General features: G+C 63.5%; 21 protein-coding genes and 2 pseudogenes. 8 read left to right on the top strand and 15 right to left on the bottom strand.

Going from position 1 to position 22,184, the window contains the following annotated elements; genetic code table 11:
* Window positions 1–29 precede the first annotated feature (29 nt).
* Window positions 30–827, bottom strand: coding sequence for a trans-aconitate 2-methyltransferase (gene tam / locus OKW38_RS09650; protein ID WP_429361221.1), 798 nt, complete (start codon window positions 825–827; stop codon window positions 30–32).
* A gap of 93 nt (window positions 828–920) precedes the next feature.
* Here tam and OKW38_RS09645 point away from each other — a divergent pair, with 93 nt between their 5' ends.
* The 3 genes from OKW38_RS09645 (at window position 921) to OKW38_RS09635 (ending at window position 3,029) form a co-directional block, all read left to right on the top strand.
* On the top strand, window positions 921–1,820 hold the full coding sequence (locus tag OKW38_RS09645) for a LysR substrate-binding domain-containing protein (RefSeq protein ID WP_429361220.1): 900 nt from the start codon (window positions 921–923) through the stop codon (window positions 1,818–1,820).
* Between the two features lie 84 nt (window positions 1,821–1,904).
* A complete protein-coding gene (locus OKW38_RS09640; protein WP_429336474.1) occupies window positions 1,905–2,528 on the top strand; it encodes a glutathione S-transferase family protein in 624 nt (207 codons plus the stop codon).
* Window positions 2,529–2,750: 222 nt separating this feature from the next.
* Window positions 2,751–3,029 (top strand): hypothetical protein, encoded by a 279-nt coding sequence (locus tag OKW38_RS09635; protein ID WP_429361218.1) that lies wholly within the window; start codon window positions 2,751–2,753, stop codon window positions 3,027–3,029.
* An 81-nt stretch (window positions 3,030–3,110) separates the two neighbouring features.
* On the opposite strand, the gene fabV is transcribed toward OKW38_RS09635, so the two are convergent.
* Window positions 3,111–4,307: an enoyl-ACP reductase FabV gene (gene fabV / locus OKW38_RS09630; RefSeq protein WP_429361217.1), complete on the bottom strand. Its 1,197-nt coding sequence runs from the start codon at window positions 4,305–4,307 to the stop codon at window positions 3,111–3,113.
* Between the two features lie 134 nt (window positions 4,308–4,441).
* Here fabV and OKW38_RS09625 point away from each other — a divergent pair, with 134 nt between their 5' ends.
* Window positions 4,442–6,964, top strand: coding sequence for a penicillin-binding protein 1A (locus OKW38_RS09625; protein WP_429361215.1), 2,523 nt, complete (start codon window positions 4,442–4,444; stop codon window positions 6,962–6,964).
* Between the two features lie 54 nt (window positions 6,965–7,018).
* On the opposite strand, the gene OKW38_RS09620 is transcribed toward OKW38_RS09625, so the two are convergent.
* Entirely contained in the window at window positions 7,019–8,371 is a 1,353-nt protein-coding gene (locus tag OKW38_RS09620) for an MFS transporter (protein WP_429361213.1), read from the bottom strand.
* Window positions 8,372–8,667: 296 nt separating this feature from the next.
* On the opposite strand from OKW38_RS09620, the gene OKW38_RS09615 reads away from it, so the two are divergent.
* Complete coding sequence (locus OKW38_RS09615; protein WP_429361211.1) at window positions 8,668–9,075, top strand: hypothetical protein; 408 nt, start codon at window positions 8,668–8,670, stop codon at window positions 9,073–9,075.
* A 55-nt stretch (window positions 9,076–9,130) separates the two neighbouring features.
* On the opposite strand, the pseudogene OKW38_RS09610 reads toward OKW38_RS09615, so the two are convergent.
* The 4 genes and pseudogenes from OKW38_RS09610 to OKW38_RS09595 form a co-directional block, all read right to left on the bottom strand.
* Window positions 9,131–9,364: pseudogene (locus tag OKW38_RS09610) on the bottom strand (cupin domain-containing protein); the annotation flags it as partial.
* A 146-nt stretch (window positions 9,365–9,510) separates the two neighbouring features.
* A complete protein-coding gene (locus OKW38_RS09605) occupies window positions 9,511–10,176 on the bottom strand; it encodes a hypothetical protein (RefSeq protein WP_429361209.1) in 666 nt (221 codons plus the stop codon).
* Window positions 10,177–10,411: 235 nt separating this feature from the next.
* Window positions 10,412–11,620: a helix-turn-helix transcriptional regulator gene (locus tag OKW38_RS09600; RefSeq protein WP_429361208.1), complete on the bottom strand. Its 1,209-nt coding sequence runs from the start codon at window positions 11,618–11,620 to the stop codon at window positions 10,412–10,414.
* Window positions 11,621–13,330: 1,710 nt separating this feature from the next.
* Window positions 13,331–14,863 carry a phytoene desaturase family protein gene (locus OKW38_RS09595; protein ID WP_429361206.1) on the bottom strand — a complete coding sequence of 511 codons (1,533 nt, stop codon included), beginning with the start codon at window positions 14,861–14,863 and terminating at the stop codon, window positions 13,331–13,333.
* 136 nt (window positions 14,864–14,999) lie between these two features.
* On the opposite strand from OKW38_RS09595, the gene OKW38_RS09590 reads away from it, so the two are divergent.
* Window positions 15,000–15,215, top strand: coding sequence for a hypothetical protein (locus OKW38_RS09590; protein WP_429361204.1), 216 nt, complete (start codon window positions 15,000–15,002; stop codon window positions 15,213–15,215).
* A gap of 576 nt (window positions 15,216–15,791) precedes the next feature.
* Here OKW38_RS09590 and OKW38_RS09585 read toward each other — a convergent pair.
* The 7 genes and pseudogenes from OKW38_RS09585 to OKW38_RS09555 form a co-directional block, all read right to left on the bottom strand.
* A complete protein-coding gene (locus tag OKW38_RS09585) occupies window positions 15,792–16,442 on the bottom strand; it encodes a BON domain-containing protein (RefSeq protein ID WP_429336483.1) in 651 nt (216 codons plus the stop codon).
* Window positions 16,443–16,874: 432 nt separating this feature from the next.
* Window positions 16,875–17,228, bottom strand: a pseudogene (locus OKW38_RS09580) (FMN-dependent NADH-azoreductase); the annotation flags it as partial.
* A gap of 141 nt (window positions 17,229–17,369) precedes the next feature.
* On the bottom strand, window positions 17,370–18,440 hold the full coding sequence (locus OKW38_RS09575; protein WP_429361202.1) for a DNA-binding protein: 1,071 nt from the start codon (window positions 18,438–18,440) through the stop codon (window positions 17,370–17,372).
* 262 nt (window positions 18,441–18,702) lie between these two features.
* A complete protein-coding gene (locus tag OKW38_RS09570) occupies window positions 18,703–19,017 on the bottom strand; it encodes a hypothetical protein (RefSeq protein ID WP_090804894.1) in 315 nt (104 codons plus the stop codon).
* Window positions 19,018–19,195: 178 nt separating this feature from the next.
* On the bottom strand, window positions 19,196–19,435 hold the full coding sequence (locus OKW38_RS09565) for a hypothetical protein (RefSeq protein ID WP_429336485.1): 240 nt from the start codon (window positions 19,433–19,435) through the stop codon (window positions 19,196–19,198).
* A gap of 217 nt (window positions 19,436–19,652) precedes the next feature.
* Window positions 19,653–20,105 (bottom strand): hypothetical protein, encoded by a 453-nt coding sequence (locus OKW38_RS09560; protein ID WP_090804898.1) that lies wholly within the window; start codon window positions 20,103–20,105, stop codon window positions 19,653–19,655.
* Window positions 20,102–20,362, bottom strand: coding sequence for a hypothetical protein (locus tag OKW38_RS09555; RefSeq protein WP_429336653.1), 261 nt, complete (start codon window positions 20,360–20,362; stop codon window positions 20,102–20,104). The genes OKW38_RS09560 and OKW38_RS09555 overlap by 4 nt, the downstream gene beginning before the upstream one ends.
* Before the next feature lie 275 nt (window positions 20,363–20,637).
* Between OKW38_RS09555 and OKW38_RS09550 the strand changes: the two genes are divergently transcribed.
* Together OKW38_RS09550 and OKW38_RS09545 are read left to right on the top strand one after the other, a co-directional pair.
* On the top strand, window positions 20,638–21,249 hold the full coding sequence (locus OKW38_RS09550) for a LemA family protein (protein ID WP_429361200.1): 612 nt from the start codon (window positions 20,638–20,640) through the stop codon (window positions 21,247–21,249).
* 359 nt (window positions 21,250–21,608) lie between these two features.
* On the top strand, window positions 21,609–21,857 hold the full coding sequence (locus tag OKW38_RS09545) for a hypothetical protein (protein ID WP_429361198.1): 249 nt from the start codon (window positions 21,609–21,611) through the stop codon (window positions 21,855–21,857).
* On the opposite strand, the gene OKW38_RS09540 is transcribed toward OKW38_RS09545, so the two are convergent.
* Entirely contained in the window at window positions 21,841–22,182 is a 342-nt protein-coding gene (locus tag OKW38_RS09540; RefSeq protein WP_429361196.1) for a c-type cytochrome, read from the bottom strand. The genes OKW38_RS09545 and OKW38_RS09540 overlap by 17 nt on opposite strands.
* Between the last annotated feature and the right edge of the window lie 2 nt (window positions 22,183–22,184).

The following is a 22,184-nucleotide window of genomic DNA, read 5'->3' as shown; positions in this document are numbered from 1 at the left end:
ACCGGCTCGCAGCGGTTCCCGGCGCGGCTTCAACGTTCGCCGCGCGTCGCGACAATGAAAAACCGCGGAAACGGCAGCAGCACCGTGCCATCGGCGAGCGCCGGGTAGGCTCTGACGATTTCGTCGCGATAGCGTTGCACAAACGCGCCGCGTTCGGCGTCGTCGAGCGCGGCGAGAAACGGCCGCAGCGCGCTGCCCTTGAACCATTCGACCACCGCGTCGGCGCCCGCGAGCGGGTGGTGATAGACCGTGCGCCACACGTCGACGCGCGCGCACAGCGGCTTGAGCAGCGCGTAGTACCAGTTTGCGTCGTAGCGCATGGTGCGCTCGACACCGTTCAGCTTCGTCGCCCAAGGCCCGTCGATGGCGATTTCGCGCAGCAGCCGGTGCGCCGGTTCGTCGAGATTGTCGGGCATCTGCACGGCGAGGCTGCCGCCCCTGGCAAGTTTGGCCACCAGCGCGGGGAACAGCCGCTCGTGGTCCGGCACCCATTGCAGCACCGCGTTCGCGAGGATCACGTCGTAGGGGCCGTGCGCGTCCCACGTCGAAACGTCGCTGATGTCGAAGCGACATTGCGGCAGCCGCCGACGGGCCGCCGCGATCATGTCGGCGGAGCGGTCGATGCCGCTGACCGACGCGCCCGGCACCCGCTCGGCCAGCACCTCGGTCGAGTTGCCCGGGCCGCAGCCGATGTCGACCGCGAGCCGCGCGCCGTTCAAGGGCACCGCCGCGAGCAGATCGCGGACCGGCCGCGTGCGCTCGTTCTCGAACAACATGTACTGCTTCGCGTGCCAATCGCTATGCTCGTTCGTGGTTTTGTCGGTCATCTTTTGCTCCTTCGCGGGTTCGTTGCGGCCATTCTCGGCCGCTGACAGCCCGGAGTAAAATGAATTTATGATCCCGATTACTTCATTTTTCTAATGAAAATCGACACGCTCGGCGTGCAGGCTTTCGTCGCGATTGCCGATCGCGGCAGCTTCCAGAGCGCGGCGGATTCGCTGCACGTCACGCAAACCGCGATCACGCAGCGGCTGCGCAAGCTCGAAAGCTATCTCGGCGTCACGCTGATCGAGCGCACCACGCGTTCGATGGCGCTCACCGAAATCGGTCGCAATTTTCTGCCGCAGGCGCGTCGGCTGCTCGGCGAGCTGGCGGACGCGCTCGTCGAGATCCGCGAAACGGGCATCGCGCGACGCGGCGACGTGTCGATCGCGTGCGTGCCGACCGTCGGCGTGCAGTATCTGCCGCGCATCCTGCAGGCGTATTCGGCGCGCTATCCGCACAATCGCATCAAGATTCTCGATCACGCGTCGGCGGCGGTGGAGGAGGCCGTGTTGCGCAGAGAGGTCGAGTTCGGCATCAACATCGCGCGCGAGCATCATCCCGATCTCGCCACCGTGCCGCTCACCGAAGACCGCTACGTGCTGATCTGCCACGAGGACCATCCACTCGCGAAGCGGCGGCGCATCGCATGGCGGCAGTTGCAGCCGTTCCCGCTGATTTTCGCCGGCGAGGTCAGCGGCAATCGCGCGCTGCTCGATGTCGCGCTGGAATCGAGCGAGCTCGCGCTGCGGTCGTTCTACGAGGTGCAGCGCAGTTCGACCGCCGTCGGACTAGTCGCGCAACGCGTCGGCGCGGCCGTGGTGCCCGCGCTCGCGCTGCAGAACGGCGCGTATCCGAGCGTGCGCACCGTCGAGCTCACGCAGCCCACCGTGTCGCGCACGCTGGTGCTCGTCGCGCGCAAGACCGCGCAGTTGTCACCGGCCGCGCAGGCGCTGTACGACATGATCCGCGAACAGGCGACGCTGAAAAGCGGATGACGGCGCGCCGCGCGCAAGGCAAACTGGCTGGCTTGCGAGTTTCATTCCTTCAACCCGTTCAATCCACGCGACACCCAACGACTCATGCTGCAGATACTCGGCAAGACCACCTCGATCAACGTGCGCAAGGTGTTGTGGACCTGCGCGGAACTTGGGCTTGCGTTCGAACAGGAAGACTGGGGCTCGGGCTTTCGCTCGACCGAGGTCGCCGAATTCCGCGCGCTGAACCCGAACGCGATGGTCCCCGTGATCCGCGACGGCGACTTCGTGTTGTGGGAATCGAACTCGATCATCCGTTACCTCGCGAACCGTTATCGCGGTGACGGGCTGTATCCGGCCGATCCGGTCGAGCGCGCGCGCTGTGATCAATGGATCGACTGGCAGGCGAGCGAATTGAACCGCTCGTGGAGCTACGCGTTTCTCGCGCTCGTGCGGCACTCGCCCGAACATCAGGACCCGCGCCAGATCGCCGCGTCGTGCGCGAACTGGTCGAAGCATATGGCGATCGTCGAGCAGCAACTCGCGCGCACCGGTGCGTATATCGCGGGCGACGCGTTTTCGCTCGCCGATATTCCGATCGCGCTGTCCGCGAACCGCTGGCTCGAAACGCCGCAGCAGCACGACGATTTGCCGGCGCTGGCCGCTTATATGGCGCGCCTGGCCGAGCGCGACGGGTATCGCAAGCATTGCCGAAACGGCACGCCGTAATCGTTGATTCGCGCGCTTCTGCAATCTGTCGGTGCTTACAGAATCCGCCTTCAATGCTTACGCTCTGCTTGTGAATTCCCGCGCTCGACGGCTTCTGCGCGGTGCACCCCGCGTCGCCTACAATGGCGGCCATCTAGCGACATTGAAGGTTCAACGATGCGGTTAACGAAATTCGCTCTGGCTTTGCTGGCGGCGTGCTTCACTCTGAACGCGAGCGCCGAAATGACGGCCGCGCAATACAAGCGCTGGGCACACGCCGACAACAACTCGATCTATGCGGCGTACATCACCGGCACGATCAACGCGTTCGGCTGGGCGAACGGCGATCTGGTCGCGAGGAAACAGCCGCAGCTGTTCTGTCCGCCACCAACGCTCGCGATCGGCAACCAGACGGTCTATCCGTTGCTCGATGCGTTCTTCGCGAACCATCCGGGCATTTCCGAGGATTTTCCAATCGGGCTCGCGATTCTGCGCGCGTTGCAGGGCGCGTATCCGTGCTGACGTGTTGAAGGAGTGAGGGGAGGGAGGCGAGGAGGGGCAACCTCAGGGGCGAACTCGCGAAGCGGGCCCGCCCCCGCTGGATCAAACCTGCACGAGATTCGGAATCTGCACGTCCGGATTGACGTCCGCGTCGTAATCGACGCCCTTCATTTCAAAGCCGAACAGGCGCAGGAAATCGGTCTTGTAGCCCGCGAAATCGGTGAGTTCGTAGATGTTGTCGTTGCTCACCTGGTTCCACAGCTCCTGCACGCGGCCTTGCACCTGCGGATCGAGTTCCTTGTAGTCGGCGCGCAGACGGCCTTCGTCGTCCAGATGCGGCTGGCTGCCATAGAGGCTGTCCTTGTACAGGCCGTAGACCTGCTCGATACAGCCTTCGTGCGTGCCTTTTTCCTTCATCACCTTGAAGAGCAGCGACAGATAGAGCGGCATCATCGGAATCGCCGAGCTTGCCTGCGTGACGACTGCCTTCAGCACCGCGACGCGCGCATCGCCGCCCTTGGCCGCGAGCTTTGAGCGGATCCCGAGCACTTTCTGGTCGAGATCTTTCTTGGCCGCGCCGATCGAGCCGTTCCAGTAGATGTCGTGGGTGATCTTCTCGCCGAGGTAGGTGAACGCGGTGGTCCTGGCGCCGTCGGCGAGCACGCCGGCAACGCCCAACGCGTCCATCCACATCTGCCAGTCCTCGCCGCCCATCACCGCGACCGTGTGCGCGATTTCTTCCGGCGTCGCCGGTTCGAGCACGGTTTCCTTGATCACTTCCTTGTCGGTGTCGATGCCGCGCAGATTGACAGCCTTGCTGATCGGCTTGAGCACCGAGCTGAACACTTCACCGGTCTTCGGGTGCTGGCGCTTCGGCGCCGCGAGGCTGTAGACGACCAGATCGACCTGGCCGAGATCGCGCTTGATCACTTCGATCGTGCGCGCCTTCACTTCGTCGGAGAACGCGTCGCCGTTGATGCTGGTCGCGTACAGGCCTTCGGCGGTGGCGAACTTCTCGAACGCCGCGGTGTTGTACCAGCCGGCCGTGCCAGCCTTGGTTTCGCTGCCGGCGCGCTCGAAGAACACGCCGAGGGTCGACGCGCCCGAGCCGAACGCTGCGCTAATGCGGGCGGCGAGGCCATAGCCGGTCGACGCGCCGATCACGAGCACCTTCTTCGGGCCGTTGGCGATGGGGCCGCGTGCCTTCACATACTCGATCTGTTCCTTGACGTTGGCTTCACAGCCGGTCGGATGGGTCGATACACAGATGAAGCCACGCACACGCGGTTTGATGATCATGAAGCACCTCTTGTCGGAATTGGCGACATTATAGTGGCCCCGCCGGAGCCGCACTCCATGCCGCGAACGAAGCAAAAACCGGCGTACCCCCCACATCTTGGTACGATTGCGCCTTTCCCAGCCGACGACAGCAAGTGAAGCGCCTCTTTTCCTCCTTTCTGGCGGCCCTCGACAAAGGGCTGACGCTCGCGAACCCGCTGTTCGCGAAGGCCGCATGGCATCTGCGCCATCCGACCCGCCGCACGTTCGCGTGGGGGCTCGCCGCGCTGCCGGTGCTATTCGTACTGTACGTGCTGCTGCTGATTCCTTTCACGCCGAGCATCGGCGACATCCGCAAGGCCAAGATCGAGCAGCCCGCGCAGATCCTGTCGGCGGACGGCAAGCTGCTCGCCGAGTTCAAGCCGTCGAACCGCGAGTGGGTCAAGCTGAAGGACATCTCGCCGAACGTCGTGAACGCGCTGATCGCCACCGAGGATCACCGCTTCTATCAGCATTTCGGGATCGACTGGCGGCGCACCGCTTCGGCCGCGCTGCACACGTTCTCCGGCGACCGCCAGGGCGGCTCGACGATCACGCAGCAGCTCGCGCGCAATCTGTATCCCGACGAAATCGGCCGCGCGCCGACGTTGACGCGCAAGCTGAAGGAAGCGATCACCGCACTGAAGATCGAGGCGTTCTACACGAAGGACGAGATCCTCGAAACCTACCTGAATACGGTCCCGTTCCTGTACAACGCGTACGGCATCGAGATGGCTGCGCGCACCTATTTCGACAAGTCCGCATCCGACCTGAACGTGCTCGAAGCGGCGACGCTGACCGGCATGCTGAAGGGCAACGCGTACTACAACCCGGTGCTGAACCCCGAGCGCGCCTTGCAGCGGCGCAATACGGTGCTCGCGCAACTGGTCAAGTACGGCAAGCTGACACCCGCCCAGTACGACACGCTCGCCCGCAAGCCGCTGCGTCTCGACTTCGAGCGCCAGATCGAGCCGCCCGGACCCGCGCCGCACTTCACGCAGCAACTGCGCAAATGGCTCGTCGCGTGGGCCGATCGCAACGACTACAACATCTATTCCGATGGACTCGTCGTGCGCACGACGATCGACTCGCGTTTGCAGACGATGGCGACCCAGGCGGTCACGCTGCAGGGCAATCAGTTGCAGAACATCGCGAACTCCGCGTGGGGCACGCGCGCGGGCTGCTCGGCGGACAAGGACCTGCTGCGCACGTTCCTGCGCGAAACGCCTGACTTCCGCGCGGCCAAAGACACGGGCCTCGCCGACGACGAGGCGCTGAAACGCCTGCTCGCCGATCGCAAGCTCGTGCAGAGCGTGTGCGACACGAAGACGCGCGTGCAGGCCGACTTCCTCGCAATGGACCCACGTACCGGCGAGATCAAGGCGTGGGTCGGCAGCCGCGACTTTGGCGTTGATCCGTTCGATCACGTGCAGCAGGCGCGCCGTCAGCCGGGCTCGACCTTCAAGCCGTTCGTCTACGCGGCGGCCTTCGAGGCCGGCGCGAAGCCGGACGACAAACTGCCGGACAATCCGGTTCAGATCGAACTCGCCGGCGGCGAAATCTGGAAGCCGAACGACGAGGACGAGCCGAGCGGCCGCATGATCAGCCTGCGCGACGCGCTCGCCTATTCGCGCAACCGCATCACCGCGCAGGTGATGGAGTCGGTGGGTCCGAACAGGGTCGCCAAGCTCGCGCGCGCGATGGGCGTGCGCGACAGCCAGCTCGACCCGGTGCCGTCGCTCGCGCTCGGCACGAGCCCGGTCACGCTTAAAGAAATGGTGTCGGCGTACGGCACGATCGCGAACCTCGGCGGCTACGTCGAGCCGCTGATGGTCACGCGCATCGAGGACCGCAACGGCAACCTGCTCGCCGAATTCAAGCCGGCCACGCCGAGTCGCGAGCTGCCCGCCGACACGGCGCGCACGCTCGTCGACGTGATGCGCGACGTGATCAGCCGCGGCACCGGCGCGAGCATCCGCACGCGCTTCGGCGTGCGCGGCGATGTCGCGGGCAAGACCGGCACGACCCAGGGCAACGCGGATGGCTGGTTCATCCTGATGCAGCCGCAACTGGTGGCGGGGGCATGGGTCGGCTTCAACGACAGCCGCGTGACGCTGCGCAGCGATTACTGGGGGCAGGGTGCGCATAGCGCGCTGCCGATCGTCGGCGATTTCTTCCAGCGCGCGCAGCGCTCGCGGCTCGTCGACAGCCACATGAAGTTCGATACCGCGCAGCAGCCGGGCTGGTTCGCCGAGCGCGCCGAACGCTTGCGCGACTGGATCGGGCACCTGTTCACGCGCACGCCGGCGCAGCCGGACAAGCAGGTCGTGGCGCGTGCTCCGGCGCGGCGCGCGCCGGTGGCGTCGGTGCAGCCGCCGACGTCTGCCGTGGCGGCACCGGTGGCGGCGTCAGAGGCAGCGGGCGCGTCCGCGGTGCAGGGCGAAGCGCGCGCGTTGCCGCCGTTGCTGCCGGCGCCGGGGTCGGCTCCCGCGCCGGCGCCGGGTAATACCGTCGACGGTGAAGCGCACGGCGGCGGTGCGGCAGCGCTCGCGCCAACCCCGACGCCGGACGACATCGTGCCGTCCGATGCGGGCGGTCAGGGCACAGAAGGGTCGAATAACGGCAGCGGGGCGAATTGAAGGCGACCCGGGCAGGCTGCCCGGGTGCGTATTGAACGGCGCGTGGGACTAGCGCTAAGACCTCGCGACCCCCGCTTCACCCGGCGGTCGCGCATGCGGATTGCCATGCGTCGTCTCGAGCGACGTGTCGTGATGCAGCAGCAACACCGCCGCCATGCCGATGAGTCCCGCGCCCGACAGGCATAGCAGCCCGGCGCCGAAGCCGCCGGTGCTGTCCTTGATCCAGCCCATCGCGAACGGGCCGAAGAAGCCCGCCAGATTGCCGAGCGAATTGATCGCGGCGATGCCGCCCGCGGCCGCCGCGCCCGACAGGAACGCGGCCGGCAAGGTCCAGATTACCGGCAGGCAACCGAAGATGCCGAAGCCGGCAATCGATAGCGCGATCATCTTCTGCACCGGATTGTCGAGGCCGGCCGCGGCTGCGATGCCGGCCGCCGCGACGAACAGCGCAATCGCGACGTGCCAGCGGCGTTCGAGGTGGCGATCCGAATGCCGTCCCCACAAAATCATGCTGACGAGGCCGACCACGTACGGCAGCGACGTCACGAAACCCGTCTGCAGATTAGTTAGGCCGAACGACTTCACGATCTGCGGCAGGAAGAAGCTCAGGCCGTAGTTGGTCGCGTTCGCCCCGAAATAGATCAGCGCGATGGCGAGAACGCGCGGATTGATCAGCGCCTCCTTCACGCTGAAGTGGCGCACCGCCTCGCGATGCTCGCGCTCCTGCTTCTGCCGCGCGATCAGCCAGTCGCGCTCCTCGGTGCTGAGCCAGGTGGCGTCGGCGGGCTTGTCGGTCAGATACAACAGCACCGCGACCGACAGCAATACCGCCGGCGCCGCCTCGATCAGATACAGCCACTGCCAGCCGCCGAGTCCGCCGTGGCCGTCGAGCGACAGCAGCGCGCCGGAGATCGGTCCGCCGATCACCGTCGACAGCGGAATCGCCGCCATGAAATAGCCGACCACGCGCCCGCGATACGCGGCCGGAAACCACAAGGTCAGCAGAAAAATGATGCCCGGGAAAAAGCCGGCCTCGGCGACGCCAAGCAAAATGCGCAGGCCGAAAAACACGTGCGCGGGCGAGAGCCCGGTGAAGCGCGCGATGTCCGGGATAAACGCCATCGCGCCCGCGAGAATACCCCACGTAAACATGATCCGCGCGATCCAGCGGCGCGCGCCGAATCGTTCGAGCAGCAGGTTCGACGGCACTTCGAAAAAGAAGTACGCGATAAAGAACACGCCCGCGCCGAAGCCGAACGCGCTCGCGGACAGATCGAGCGCCTTGTTCATCTGCAAGGCCGCGAAGCCGACGTTGACGCGATCGAGATAGGCGATGAAATAGCACAGGATCAGGAACGGCACGAGCCGAACCGTGACGCGCTGAAGGGTACGTGCCTCGAGATCCATATATGTCTCCTCCGGTTCGGCGACCGGTGTATGCCGCTATGTGGTGGGGTCCGTCTGCGGTTCGAAATGCCGGTCCGTCGAACAGGCATCGTTACAGACTAGACGCTCAAAAGGGATTCCGGAAGGTCTTTTGTGAACCATGTGGTCCGCTCATTGCCGACGCCGTCGCGGCGTGGCGCTCGCGTCCATTGTTGGGACTCGCGCAACAGTGTTTTCGGTTGTATCGGCTGATCTTGGGCGAACGATTCCGGATAATTGCTGCCTGACTAATCGGTTAAAAATGCAGGTGATCCACGATGTCGAATCAGGGTTCGGACATGCTCGCTGAGGCGCGCAAAACGGTGCGGGTACGCGAAGTCGCGTCCGTCGCACGAGCGGAAAGCACGGAAAGGAAGAGGGCGCCGCTGCCCACGCGCATGCGCGGGGTGGCGGCGGTGGCGCTCGCGTGCGCGAGTCTCGTCGGGTGCGCGTCGAGCACGGATGTGGTCGCGAGCGGCAAGCCCGGCAGCTACACGGTCGCCGCCAGCGCGACCGGAGGACGCATGGCCTGGGCGCGCGCGCACGAACTCGCGATGAACGAGGCGCGCGACTACTGCGATCGTCTCGGTATGCAAAGCAGCGTGAAGACGGAGACGGTCAGCGGCGTCAGCGCGATGACCGAGCACGGGTCGTCGGTCAGTTTCGAGTGTCATCCGCGGTTCTGACGCAGCGTTGCGCGCGGGCGGCGGGTGCCGCCGCCCCATGACGATCACTTTCGGCGCCGTTATCGATACGGCTGCGGATCGCGCCCGCCAGCACATAGCCCACCACGAACGCCTGACCATGCCGATGCGGCGCCGATTTGCCGCCCGGCGCGTAGTCGACGACGAGCGCGGTCATCGTCTTGCCCGGCACGTTCGCGATCGGTACGGCGAAGGCGGGGGTGATGGTTTCGTGAGGGGCTGCGCTCGCCTCGCCGGTGTCGGCGGCATAGGTGTAGCGGCCCGATAACATAAATCGCCGGGACCGATTACATCGGTGTTTTGGGGCCACATTAGCTGAGAATATCGGCGCACCGGGGACCACATTACGTGAGAACGGGCCCACATTAGTTGGAACAGCCCGATTACATCGGGCAGGAACCACATTAAGCGAGAACGTCACAGCGGCACGCCCGCGGCCAGTAGGCGGTCATGGAACTCCTGGGTCCTCTCGGGCGGCAGATGCCCGCCGAGAAAGGCACGCACCTCTTTGGGCTTGGCCCCCAACACCTCGATCAGCACCTTCGCGTTGTAACCGTTGCGCGTCAGACGAGCTTCGAGTCCGTCCAGATCCGGTGCCAGAATGTCGCGAACCGTATCTGCATCGACCGCTTTCTGCTCGACTCGAAACGCATCCTCGAACGCCCTTGTCAAATACAACTCGAATTGCAGCGGTGTGGTCAGGCGTTCGCACTCTGGTTGATGAACTGCCATCCGGGAATTCACCCGAGTCCGGATTCCGTCCGCATCACTAGCCGGAGAATTCGATCCCGTGAGCATCGGCGTGTTATCGCGGAGTTCGCCGAGAACGCAATTCCCGCCGGGGATGTCGCATCGCGGGCGGCATTCGTGCAGATGGCGCACGACGCTGGGGCCGACCTGTTTGCACGTCAGTCTGACGCGTCGTTGACGCGTTCGGATCGCTGGTCCGTGCTTGCATCGAGCAACATTCCAACGTTGCTCCTGTGGGGAGATGCTGACCGTTTCGTCCCGGTCGATGTTGGCCGTCGCATCGCTGCGCTGATGCCGCATGCATGCTTCGCCCCGCTCGAAGGATGCGGCCATTTCCCAACATTGGAGCGGCCGTCTCTATGCACAGAGCTTGCACGGCAGTGGCTGATCGGATCTGCCCTTGACTGAAGTTGTTGTCAGCGGTACCGCCGCTATATGGGAAAACTGGTAACGGCATCAGGCAAGTTTCGGCCACCTGCGGTCATCGGCCTAGGCATCAGCGCGGATATTCCAACGTCGGCTCGCCAACCGACAATGGACATTCGCTGAGCCGATAATGCCCGTCGAATCATTGGCCTCGACTGTCGCTCCGATGCGAACAAGGAACCGTCGAGTTCGGGGCGGTCGTCACACCACCGGCCATACAGGCACTGCGCAGAAGTAGTGCTACGAGTTCCGCCTGTCTGTGTGTGCCTGTCTTGGCAAGCACCTGTTTCAGATATCCGCGCGCTGTTCCAATGCCGATTCCCAGCCGCGCTGCCGTGTCCGGGAGGTCGATACCCCGAGCGAGCAAACTGGCGAGCGCAGCCTCTCGCCGGGTGAACTGGAAGGTCTCGATGAGGACCATCTGCTCCAGACCGGACGCGCTGTCCGGTTCCATTACGAACAGGACGGCGCGTGCGCCCGAATTCCATTCATTCGTAAGGCCTGTCGTACAAAGCGGCACGACCAAGACGACGAGCGGTGGCCTTGGCGGCCTGCGCGACAGGTAGCAGCGCACAGGCGCTTCTGTGCGCAGCGCAAACACACTGCCGTCCCGGCTGACGTCGTGCCAGGCGAGCGCGGCCTTCATGACCCGGCGCAGCACCTCGGTATCCAAATGGAGAGTCGCCGCGACCGCCTCGCTGCTCAACAGCAAGCCGTCACGACGCGCCGCGATTGCTTCGGCACAGGGATTCACGAAGACGGGGCGCAGTGCCGCGTCGAACAGGATTACACCGACATTCAGCTGCGTGATGACGTCAAGCACGCCCTGCGTTCGCAAGTCTGCTGCCTCAAGACGACCCTGCACATCCAGCGCCGTCTTTAGGTGCGGGACGATCAGCTTTGCTGCTTCGAGGTCGTCGTCGCTGAAATCCGGCGCGCCCAAATGCCGGCAGACCGAAAAGTAAGCCCGCCGCCCAGGGTGCTGCACAAGAGGCGCAACCATCACATAGAATCCGCCGACTGGGCGAATTGTTTCGTTATAGAGTTCCGATCGCCTGAAGGCCGCGTCTGAAATCATCGACGATTGTCGCATCGGCACGCCAACCGGTATGGCCCGAATCCAATCCGGAAGACGGGTTTCGAACTCCCGCTGCAGCCTTGAGGCATTCTCGACGTCAAGACCGTTTGAAAACGATCTACCGGCGGCGCCAGGTGTCTTCTCGTTCACCATTGCCTTATGCCCGCCGATTGCTTCCGTCACAGAGACAAGTGCGCTGGGCCAGTTCTCTGGAGAGAGCGCCGCTTCATAGATGCGTCGAATCGCAAAGTGAATTTCTTCGACATGCGTCATGATCGCCTCCTGTCACATCCCTCCCAAATGGGAGTGTCGGGCGCACAGGATTATTTGGATTATAGGCAGGTGATTTGCGGTTTTAAATGTGCGCCCTCTTCTGCGCACCGGGCTTACCGGCCCACCGGCGGTCTTTCAGGTGCTACTGACACCTCGGACGCTGCGCGCGGCATTGCCGCGCCGTTTCTTTCCCACCTGGTCGAAAGCCAGGAAAAACGGCCCCCGCAACCGGGTCACGGCAGCGGACGAATTCGCCTGGCAGCGAATATCCTGACGCGCGTGTCGGCTGCTACGCCCGTTGCCTATGTCAAAGCGGCCGCCCGAAGTGAACCTGATTTCGTACTGAAGGAGTTAAGCCATGAAGACGACAATTCTCGCGTCTGCAGCGCTCGTGGGCATTCTCTCGCTTGCGAGCGTAGGGCAAGCGCAGGAGGCATCCGGGCAACAAGATGGGCAAGCGCAGCAGGCACCCAGGCAACAAGATGGGCAATCGGCATCGGCCAATGCTAGCAGTAACTCCGCGTATGGCGGTGTTTCCGGAAGCAGCAGTATAAGCGGCGGTATGGGTCGCTCGGGGTGGGCTACCTGCGGTCATCTACCCCAATGCAACCCCGACAGTGGTCACTAAATATGTAGGTCGCTAGTCAGAAGGATTCGCGGATTGCCGTTGCGATCCGCGAAACCACCTTGCGCTAGCTGGCAGCCGCGAGACGTCGGATCAGGCGTACCGGCTCGATGACCGGGCAACCGCCCGTTGCATGACCGACGCATATATCCAGTTACTTCGGTTGATGGACACAGGCCTTTTGCTGTTCGCAAAGCCACGTTCCAACGTCGGGGTATCGCTGATTTTCCCAGACTGATTTAGCAGAAAGGAGAAGAAGATGTTTAGCAGATTCTTCAAGGAAACGGTGGCAGCGGGATGGCATTACTGTCGCCAAATTGCGTAGCGCAGACAGATGACTTCGCATGCACCACGGCGACGTTGAGAGGGACGTATGGCTTCAAGATCCATGCGGATTTGCTTGGAATCCTGACGGGGACGGCTCCCAGTCAGACTCTCCATCGCCTGGCCAATGCCGGCGTTATCGATGCCGTTGCTCTTGCGACATTCGACGGTTTCGGAGGGGGCCACCAGAAAGATTTTGGGATGCTAAATGGAACAAGAACCCCTGGTGAGCCGCCACTTGCTGTGCGCGTCGACGGCGAAGGGGGGCGCGGGCCGCGCGGGCAATAGGCGGCAGCGCGTCGCTCCCCAAGGCAACACCAGAAGCTCGATATGGCTGGCCATTGGCGAGCCTATGGGCAGATGAGCAGATGACGCGGGAGATCTCTTCCGGCAACAGTTGCACTATGAGCAGATCAGGCCTGAAGCAGCCGCCGGTGCGCCTAAGCGCGCTGGCGCAAGCGGCTGGCGAAGCCGGCGTTTATGAACTGATGGCGGAGACGATCGAAGCGGCCAGGGGGCCAGTATGGCCGAGCACCAGGCAGGCCCTGTCCGTGTTGGATGGCCGTTGATGACTCGAAAGCGGCCGCAGGGACTGTGTGAGCCTGAACGGCGGCAGTGGGTCGCGTGCTGCCGATCGCAGCCCTGCGGGGGCAAGCTGCGTATGCCCGCCCATTGAGGGTGCGGCCGGTCGCGTCACGTCCTTGCGTTCTTATGGCTTGACGTCCTCGCGGCCATGCGGCGTTGCCAGCGCATGGGTTGCATCAGGCAGGAAAACCGCCGGCTGCGTTCGGCGACTTCTCGTGCTGATCAAGCACGAAGGCTATGCCGTCCTTCCGGCACATGCGGCGCACTGCGCGCCGCGCGGTAATCAGGCCAGACGGCAGCCCGCCGCCGGGCATGACCCACTGGCCGATCATGAGGAACCGCCGCAGGCCGGGCAGCGTTGGCGGCAAGGGTCTTACGCCCGTCTGCGGCGTGAGCAGCCAACCTTCCATGCTGCCTTGCCAATTGCGCGTGCAGCGGACCACGGTGGCGGGCGTCGACACGTCGACCACTTCTATCGCTTCGCGCACACCGGGCGTGGACTTGTCGAATATCGCGATCACGGTGTTCGCCACGCGCTGCTTTTCCGCTTCATATCCTTGCGGGTCGTGCTCGCTCAACCGCGACCAGTACCCCACGTTGCGCGTGGGCAGTGTGCACGTCACGGCGGTCTTGCCTGCAGGCGCGAACGTTGGATCGTAGTGGAACAGCCGGAAGGCGATCTGATGTAGCACTGTTTGCGGGTCTAATGTGAACGGCTTGTCGAGCAGTCGCATCACATATCCGCATTGCTGCGAAAGATCGCGCGCCACGCCGAGGCTCACCTGCAGGAACGAAGGGAAGGGCTTGTACGTGCGATAGACGTGCGCCATGCGCGGGCCGACATACCGCCCGTCGAGCATGTTGTACACGGTCGTGTGCCCGTCGGCGGCGGAGACGACCCAGTCGGCGTCGATGCGCTCGCCGTCGTCCAGTTGCACACCCACTGCAGTGTCGTCTTCCACGAGAATCTGCTTGACGCTCGAGCCAGTGCGCAACACACCACCGAGCTGCTGCAGGTTCTGCGCGATCGGACCGATCACCGCGTGCGAGCCGCCTATTGGATAGCCGGCATTGCGGTTGCTGACCCATGCGAGCGCGAAAACTAGCGCAACGACCGCGAGCTGCGCGTTTTCTCCTTCGCCGAAGAAGCCTCGCAGCAACGAGTCGTTGAACCGCTTGCCATAGTCTTCGGAAGTAATGTGCGAGAGGTTTTGAAGAAGAGGCATGTGGCGAAGCAATTGCAGCCCCGTCGTGAGGCGGTCCTGCCAGGCGCTGCTCAACGACGGCAGCGGGCAGTGGCTCAGGCTGCGGACGGCATGCATGAACTGGCGGATCTGTGCTTCGTCCTGCGGTGCGTGCTGCAGCAGCTCCGCTTCGAGGCGCTCGAGATTCGAGTAGATGGACAGACTATTTCCGTCTTCGCTTTCTACACGCATCCATTCTTCCGGGTAGACGAAATGCAGGCGGTCGATATCGAACACTTCGCGCCATAACGCGTGCGTGGGGTCGTGCAAATTCGACCCAAGCAGCCAGTGCAGACAAGCTTCGAACGTATAGGTGCCACGCTGCCAACTGGTGGCGAGTCCGCCGGGACGTTCGTGCTGCTCGAGCACGGTGACGGCGTATCCGCACTTGCGCGCATGAACCGCGGCGCACAGGCCAGCAATGCCGGCGCCGATGATGACGACCTTTCGGGGAATGGGGTTCATGGCTGCGACTCCAGCGGGATGAGGGGAGCGTATGGCGCGTATTACGACGCGTACGGCCCGTATGGGAGCGTGTGGGACGTTGGATGGACGCGCGCCACACACATCAACTAATGTGCTGCGCGGTGCGGTACTACTGTTGATCTGTATCAAGAGCGGAGCGAACGACACCACGATCTGGCCGGCCGATGCAGTGCTTGTGTTGCGCACGCTGATTGCGCTCTTCATCGTCGGTGGGCTCGTCGCGATCTGGGTGCGCGTGGCGCTGGGCTGGCAGTGGGTGCATGAGCCGCTCCTCCGGCTCATGCATCTGGTCGCCATCGGCATGGCGGCGGCTCATCACCTGCTGTCCTGATGGTGGCGCTCATCGGCGCGACCCCGGTTGAATCCGCCCCCGCAAGCGGCCGTTGATGACGCGCCGACCCGACCGTCAGATGCGGGTCGCGTGCTGCGGATCGCCGACAGGCAGCGGGCGGCCAGAAGGCGACCTCCGTTCGTTGCGTCGCCATGACATTCAGGCGGCAGTTCTGCTTCGATACTGTTGAAAAAGTCGCTACATGGCTTTTGCAATTGGCAAGCTAAAAAATCGACCTCTCAGATCGGCCCACGAACCGCTCGCGAGCGTCGATCAAGGGTAAGAAGACCCATGAAAACCTCCCGAGAGAGACGGTCAGCCACTTTTTCAACAGTATCGCTTGAGAGCTGCCATATATGTCTCGGTGGGGCCGACGGTCAGCAACGGGTCGGCAAGGAGCATTCGAATTTCTCGAAAGCCCCGTTCGCTGTCGACAAGTTCCAGCGGAAGTCGAATGGCTGCTGTGGCACCGAAGTGAAGACCTTCCGCAGCGTAGGAGGCCGTCCTTGGAACGTCGAGTGCCTGTCGAACACTTGAGTCGAAGCGGGGTGCACGATTGCGCCCTAGGTCCGCGCTTCACACCACGCTCAACTTATCCACGACGCGCTGTACTCCTTTCGCTGACCACGCAGCCCCGCACGCAGCGCGCTTTTCTGCCAGCGAACTGACAGTACCGGTCAGCGTGACGACCCCGTCGTGCACGTCGATTGCGATGCCGGCGAACTCTCGCTTTGCACGTCGCGCAAGTGCTGCAGAAATCTGGGCACCAACGTCGGCGGCGACTTCATCGGCCCGGACGGTGATCTGGTTCGACACACCCATTACTCCACGCATGCGGCTCACCAGCATTTCAGCGGCATGACGCTGATAGCCCCAGTCGACTTCGCCGGCAAGGGTCACGCAACCGCGTTCGACTTCGACCTGAATGGCGTCCTTGGGGAAGTCCTCCTGCCACTTGAGCGCCGATAAGATCGCGGTGGCGAGATCCTCATCGCTGTGCGACGCAGGCGACGATTCCGGGACATTCAATTCCATCACGAGCGCGCGGCAGCCGGTCACACGTTGCGCCGCCTTCTGTGCCGCGAGTTTCTGCGCGTAACTCGACACTGCCCCCACGAGTGTAACGATGCGATCATGCACCGTTACCCTGATCTGCCTGGCGTCGATTGCCGGGTCCCAGAGCAATTCCTGCTCAACGTCTTGTTTTAGCGCTTGGTCTGACTTCATCCCGGTCTCCTGCACAATCGTCGACGGCGCCGAAGGACGCCGGTACGGCGACGCATCCCGCACGTGGCGTGACGCGCAACTTCTAGCATCGTCCGAAGCGTTCTGACTATGTTGATATCGATCAACCCAGAGCTTCAGTGTGCGCGGGCGTGGCCCGGCCCCGGCGCGCGCCGAGGTACGTCGCGTTCCTGTGGCCAACGGCAGGCATCGAATAACCCTTAACGTTAGCTGACGTTGACACCCACCTTGGCTGAGCCGCTTGGGCATTCTCACCTAATGTGGTTCCTGGCCGATGTTATCGGGCTGTTATCACATAAAGTGGGCCCATTCTCCATGTAATGTGGTCCCACGCGTGCCGATATTCTCAGCGAATGTGGTCCCGCAAACCCGATGTAATCGGTTCCTGCGTCGGATGTTATCGGGCCGCTACAGATAGGTCACGCCGGTCCGCGTGATGCTATCGATGAACGCCTTGAACGCAGACGGCATCGACCAGTTGTACATCGGCATGGCGAACACCAGCGCGTCGGCGGCGAGAAGGCGCGCGCACAGGGCATCCGATGACGCCAGCGTCGCCCGCATCGCCGCCGTGCGCTCGTGCGCGGGCGTGTACGTGGCGATCGCGAACGCTTCGGTGACGTGCGGTGGCGTGTCGACTGTCAAGTCCAGATAATCGACGTCGAAGTCGACGCGTGCTTCGCGCAGACGCTCGAGAAAATAGCGGGCGAGCGCGCGGGAATTGGATCGCTCGCGTTTCGCGCTGGCCTCGACGTGCATGATCTTCATGTGGTCCATCCTTGCGGTGGGTTTGACGTGAGATCAGGTTAGAGGGTCGACTGGCTTGGTGGAATAACCGGTTTTGTCGAATTCAAGGTAACCACTTATCGCGACTCGCGTGGTGACATGCCGCCGGGGCGCCGGCAGTCCTCAGTCTTCGCGTGGTTTGGCGTTGGTCGAACGTTTGACGAACGGTGCGCCCGAGAAGCCCACCGTCGCGCGGCCCTGCACGGGTGATGTTTCGCGGGCGCGGCGGGCAGGGCGCGCGGACGTTTTTTCTGTTCGCGCCGTCTCGATCTGACGCGAGAGCGTGCCGATACGCTCGCGCAACAGGTCGGTCGCCGCCACCCGTTCAGCCAGCAACGCATCCTTTTCCGCAAGCTGCCCGCGGGTCGCGGCATGCCGCGCAGCGGAGGCAGCCAGTTCTGCCTTTGATGCGGCCAACTCGTCCCGAATCGCGTCGCGCTCGGCCCGCGATTCGGCTTCGAGCGTCGCCGCCCGCTCGTGACTCGCCTGGAGCTCCTTGCGCAGACGTTGCGCCACCGCTCGTTCACCGTCGATTTCGAGCAAGGCGCGCTTTTCCGCCGCGGCGAGCCGCTGCTCGTTCTGCTCGTGCGAGCGGCGCAGCTTCGCGAGTTCGTCGGCGAAATCGTGGCGGGCATCGGCGAGCGCGGCGGCTCCTGCCGCGATTTCTTCCTTCGATGTCGCCAGTTGCGCCGTCAGCATGTCGTTGGCCGTCTGCAGCTCGACGATGCGCGCGTCGAGTCCGGCAATCCGCGCGCGCAGGGTCGCGACATCGTTGGCCGCCTGTTCGGCTTTGTCGACGGCGTCTTGACGCTGCTTGTCCTGTTGTTTGGCCTGTTCTTGCGCGGCGGCGATTTGCGCGTCCGCGTCGTGCCTGAACACGTCGAGCGCGGCGTTCGCGGCGTCGCTCGACAGACGCCACAGCTGGGCCGCCAATTCGCCGGCAGCCGCTGCGACCTCGGGCGGCAAGTCCGGACGGCCGACGTCCACACGCGTCTTGTCGCGCACGTCGGTCCAGAAATCGCGCAACGCTTTGGCCGGCGCGCTCATGCTGCCTTTGCGCACCAGCTGGTACAGGCGGTTCGCGGTCGGCGTTTCGCCGTAACGGAAAAACAGCAACGCGCAGACCTCGCGATAAAGCGTCTGCGTGTCGGACGCGTTTTGACGGGCGACTTCGATGTCGGCTTCGAGGGTCATGGTGGAAGCGGCTTTGGGGAAATATGGACGTGTTGATAATACAACGTAAAACGCACCATATACTACACAATTCAATCCACAACACGACATTAGTACTATAATGTCGTGTTCATGATTGGCGTCCGGATTATTCAATCGACGGGTCGGCAGCGAATATCGATCAGAGCGCGGGAAACTGCATTTCGCGCTTGCATGGAACGGGAAGCCGCACAATGCTGCAACGCAGGCTAACGCGCGCCAGCGTGTGTCGGGCCGCCGTCGGTCAGTGCGTGCGCGCTCGCGCTGCGATCGTTTCGAGTTCTTGTTCCGCGAGATCGAACGCGCCACGAATCGCCGCCTCGGCGTTGTCGCCTGCGCAATGAGCGATCGGCTTGAATTCGTGCGCGGGCGTGATCAGATCGAGTCGCACGTCGTAAAGCAGGCTGCTGCGGTCCGGGCGTAATGCCTCGATCGCCAGATGGCAGTTCGACAAGAGCGCTTCGAACCGCGCGAGACGCACCAGTTGCGCACCTGCCTCCGCTTCAAGCTGCGCCGCGCCTGGGAAGCCAAGATAGACAATCTGCATGCCGATGCCCATCCTCCGCTCCCCTCTCGTATATGGTCCGGACGCTCTGCGAACCGTCCGTGGTCAGCGCCAGATACCACTGGCTTATAGTGTTACGACGCAAAACGTGGTCATTGACCTGAGTCAAGCGCGATGAAGAGCGGTGCAAGCGGTCATTGGTCCGCGCGCGTTACCGAATACCTATCGGCGCTTAAAACCGCGCGCTCATCGCAGGTACCTGTTCATCGGGCGGGAACACATCCCACGAACCGGTGCCGTTCCGGAAAAAAACGATCGTCAGGGGTCTTGAAGAAATCGCGCCTTCGAGCCGGACATAACGCGCCCGCGTGATCGCCATGCGGCCGGTGCGCACGACATGCGCGGGTGTCGCGCGGGTTGGCGCAAGCCATTTCTCGACCAGTGCCCGCAACGGAATGACAGTGTCGTTCATTGCCTACTCCTCAGTCTCGCCGAGCTTGACGCCGTGCAATGCGGCGTGCCTTCGAATCTATTATTGGCAACGGACCGCGTTATCTAAATCAGCGACGGCGGAAACGCGGGTAGTCCGTCGAGACCGATCGTAGGAATCGGCTGACCCTCGATGAACGATCGGACGACAGCGTCACCTTGGCGCGGACTGATATGCTCGCGTGCACCGGCGGCCTGCGTCATCTCGCCGAGCGCATCCATGCGCGAAACTCGCCTTCGACCGCGACGATCGCATCCGCGCAGGTCGAATACAGCAGGCTCGCTTTGCCGTCGGTGTCGTACATACCGCGGCACATCGCTTTCAGCTGGATCTGCGTGTTACCTTCGTCGGTGTGCTCCTTCAGCGCCGCGAGATACACGAAGCCGAACGAATGCGGTCGCGCGGTTTCGATCTGTGTGTCGTCAGCGCGAACGATCCGGCTCGCCGAATGGGTGGCGACGAACGCGCGTGCGCGCGCCCACGCCGCCTCGCAATCGTCCTGGGCTTCGCAATGCACGGCGGCCTGCTGGCGCGCCTCGAACAGCGCGACCTCCTCGCGACGGAAGGCCGCTTCGCGCGCCGCGCTCGCGCAGCCGGCGATCAGCACCGGACCGAGCATCGACACACAGAGCCAGCACGCGGCGCGCTTCACGACTGCCCCCGTGCCGACGTAGCCGGCGGCACGCAGGCGCCCGTCGCGGCCAGTTCGGCGATTTCGGCGGTGATCTCGTCCTGCCGGACGATCCGGTAGTCGCGCGTGAGTTCCTGCAGCCGGTCCTTCACATGACGGCTCGCCGCCAGCATCGCCCCGACGCGCGCGGCGGCGATGCCGCGCATCGCGCCGATCACCGTGTCGAGCTGTCTCGCCGAGGCAATGCGGCTCTCGATCTCACTGAGTTTGCTGCTCATCGCGGCTCCAATCTGCTTGCGTCGCGTCCGCCCACGGCGCCCGCGTCGCGCACTCCACGATCGGTTCTGGAATCCCCACGATAGCGGTACGCCGCGGATGAAATCTGATCCTGATCAAACCTCGCAAGCGACACCGGCCGGGGACACGCGCCGAGACCCGCGTCGCGATGCCGAACCGCGCTTTATTGACGACGATCAAGCCGAACCTGCGCGACGCGCTTACGCTGGCGATGCACACGGCCACGGCCACGTAATCACCCCCAAGCGAGGACGACATGAGAGCGGCTCTGATCGTTTCGATTCTGTTTGCGCTGCTTTGCATGTCCGGATGCGGGACCGATCCGGCGCCGGCTGCCGATCACGAACTCGCCGCGGCGTTCGCCGACGTGCTGGACCTGTACGACGCACGCCTCGACCTGACAGCGCAGGCGCTCACGCTCGCGCGCGGGTATCTGCCGCCCGATGCGCCGGTGCTCGCGAAAGTGGCAAGGTCACGCGCGGCCGTCGCGGATCTGCAGGCGTCGCCCGCGCTGCTCGATTCGCCGGCTTCTTTTGAACACTTCGATGTCGCGCAACGCGATCTGACCGACGCGATTTCGCAACTGCTGATCGCCTGCGAGGGTGTCCACCGTCTGAGCGCGAGCCCGCCGTTTCACGCGCTGCAGTCGCGGCTCGCCTCGTCGGCCGGCCGGATCGCCTTCGCGCGCGAGCGCTACGACGAAGCGGCACGGCGCTACGACGCGGCGCGTCACGGCTTGCCTTTGCACCTTGCGGATGTCATGCATCCGCAGCGCGACAAGCCGACTTTCACGGTGCCGGACCCAACGCCTGTCCACCGTCAACCACGCACCGACTTCGGCGCGTTGCGCGGCTCGCTGCGGGTTTAGCGCGCTTGATCTGCGTCATCAGCCGCGCTTACCCGGCCCCTGGACTCGATCTCAGCACGGGCTGCCGCCCGTCTCTCCATGTTCAGCCACGGAGCACCGGCGACGAGCTACAAAAGCATTCTCGTTCATCTCGATACGAGCGCGCGTGGCGCAGTTCTGATCGGCAGCGGACTGGCATCGGTTGCCCTGACTCAGCGTTTCGTCGGCAAGCACAGTCTGGTACTCGGTCAGAAATGTGCTCGGTACTCAATGGCGCGCGATCGAATCGCCTAACTTTTCGTCGTGCTCAGCGGCGTCAGATAGAAAGTACTCTCTTCTCGCCTCTCGATAACACGCGGGACGTAGGCGTCGTACCCAGCGTGACCTATCGATTCCATATTCCAGTTGCACGTCTCAGCATCTACCGCGTGGACCTTCGGCAGTGGGACTGGTATTTCCACCCGGTCTTCACCTGCTGGTTTGTCCTGATGGATCTTTCTTTGCCATTTGCTGCTCCGGGGAAAGTTTGGAAGGCCGCGATGGCAGACACGATGCCGACAGCGGGTTGTGGTGATCAATACTCTTACTACCGCGTATCCGACGCGCAAGGATTCAAGGCTTCCCGTTGATCGCCGTCAGATATCGTGCGATCTGATCAACCTCATCGACAGCCAGCGGCGCACCGTAGACCGCACGCATCTTGGCCACTTCCGCTTTCCACTCCTGAAACGACAATGGCGGTTGCCGGGTGACCATTCCGGCTGAATGGCAAATCACGCATTGCGCGTTCGCGAGGTTCGAACCAACGCCCGGCGGGAAAGTCAGGCTGCCATTGGGCAGCGTGACGTCGACGGCCCGGATTACGGCAGCGCCTCCAGGCTTGTCCGGCCCAGCCATGGCAGACGCGCTCACACAACTCGCCCATACCAGCAGCACTGCAGCAGACGCTTTCATGT

Origin of the sequence: Paraburkholderia sp. MM5496-R1 (assembly GCF_050436205.1) — a bacterium.
Classification (GTDB): Bacteria; Pseudomonadota; Gammaproteobacteria; order Burkholderiales; family Burkholderiaceae; genus Paraburkholderia; species Paraburkholderia tuberum.
The sequence above is the reverse complement of the archived record's forward strand: the minus strand, read 5'-3'. Positions and strand labels throughout refer to the sequence as shown.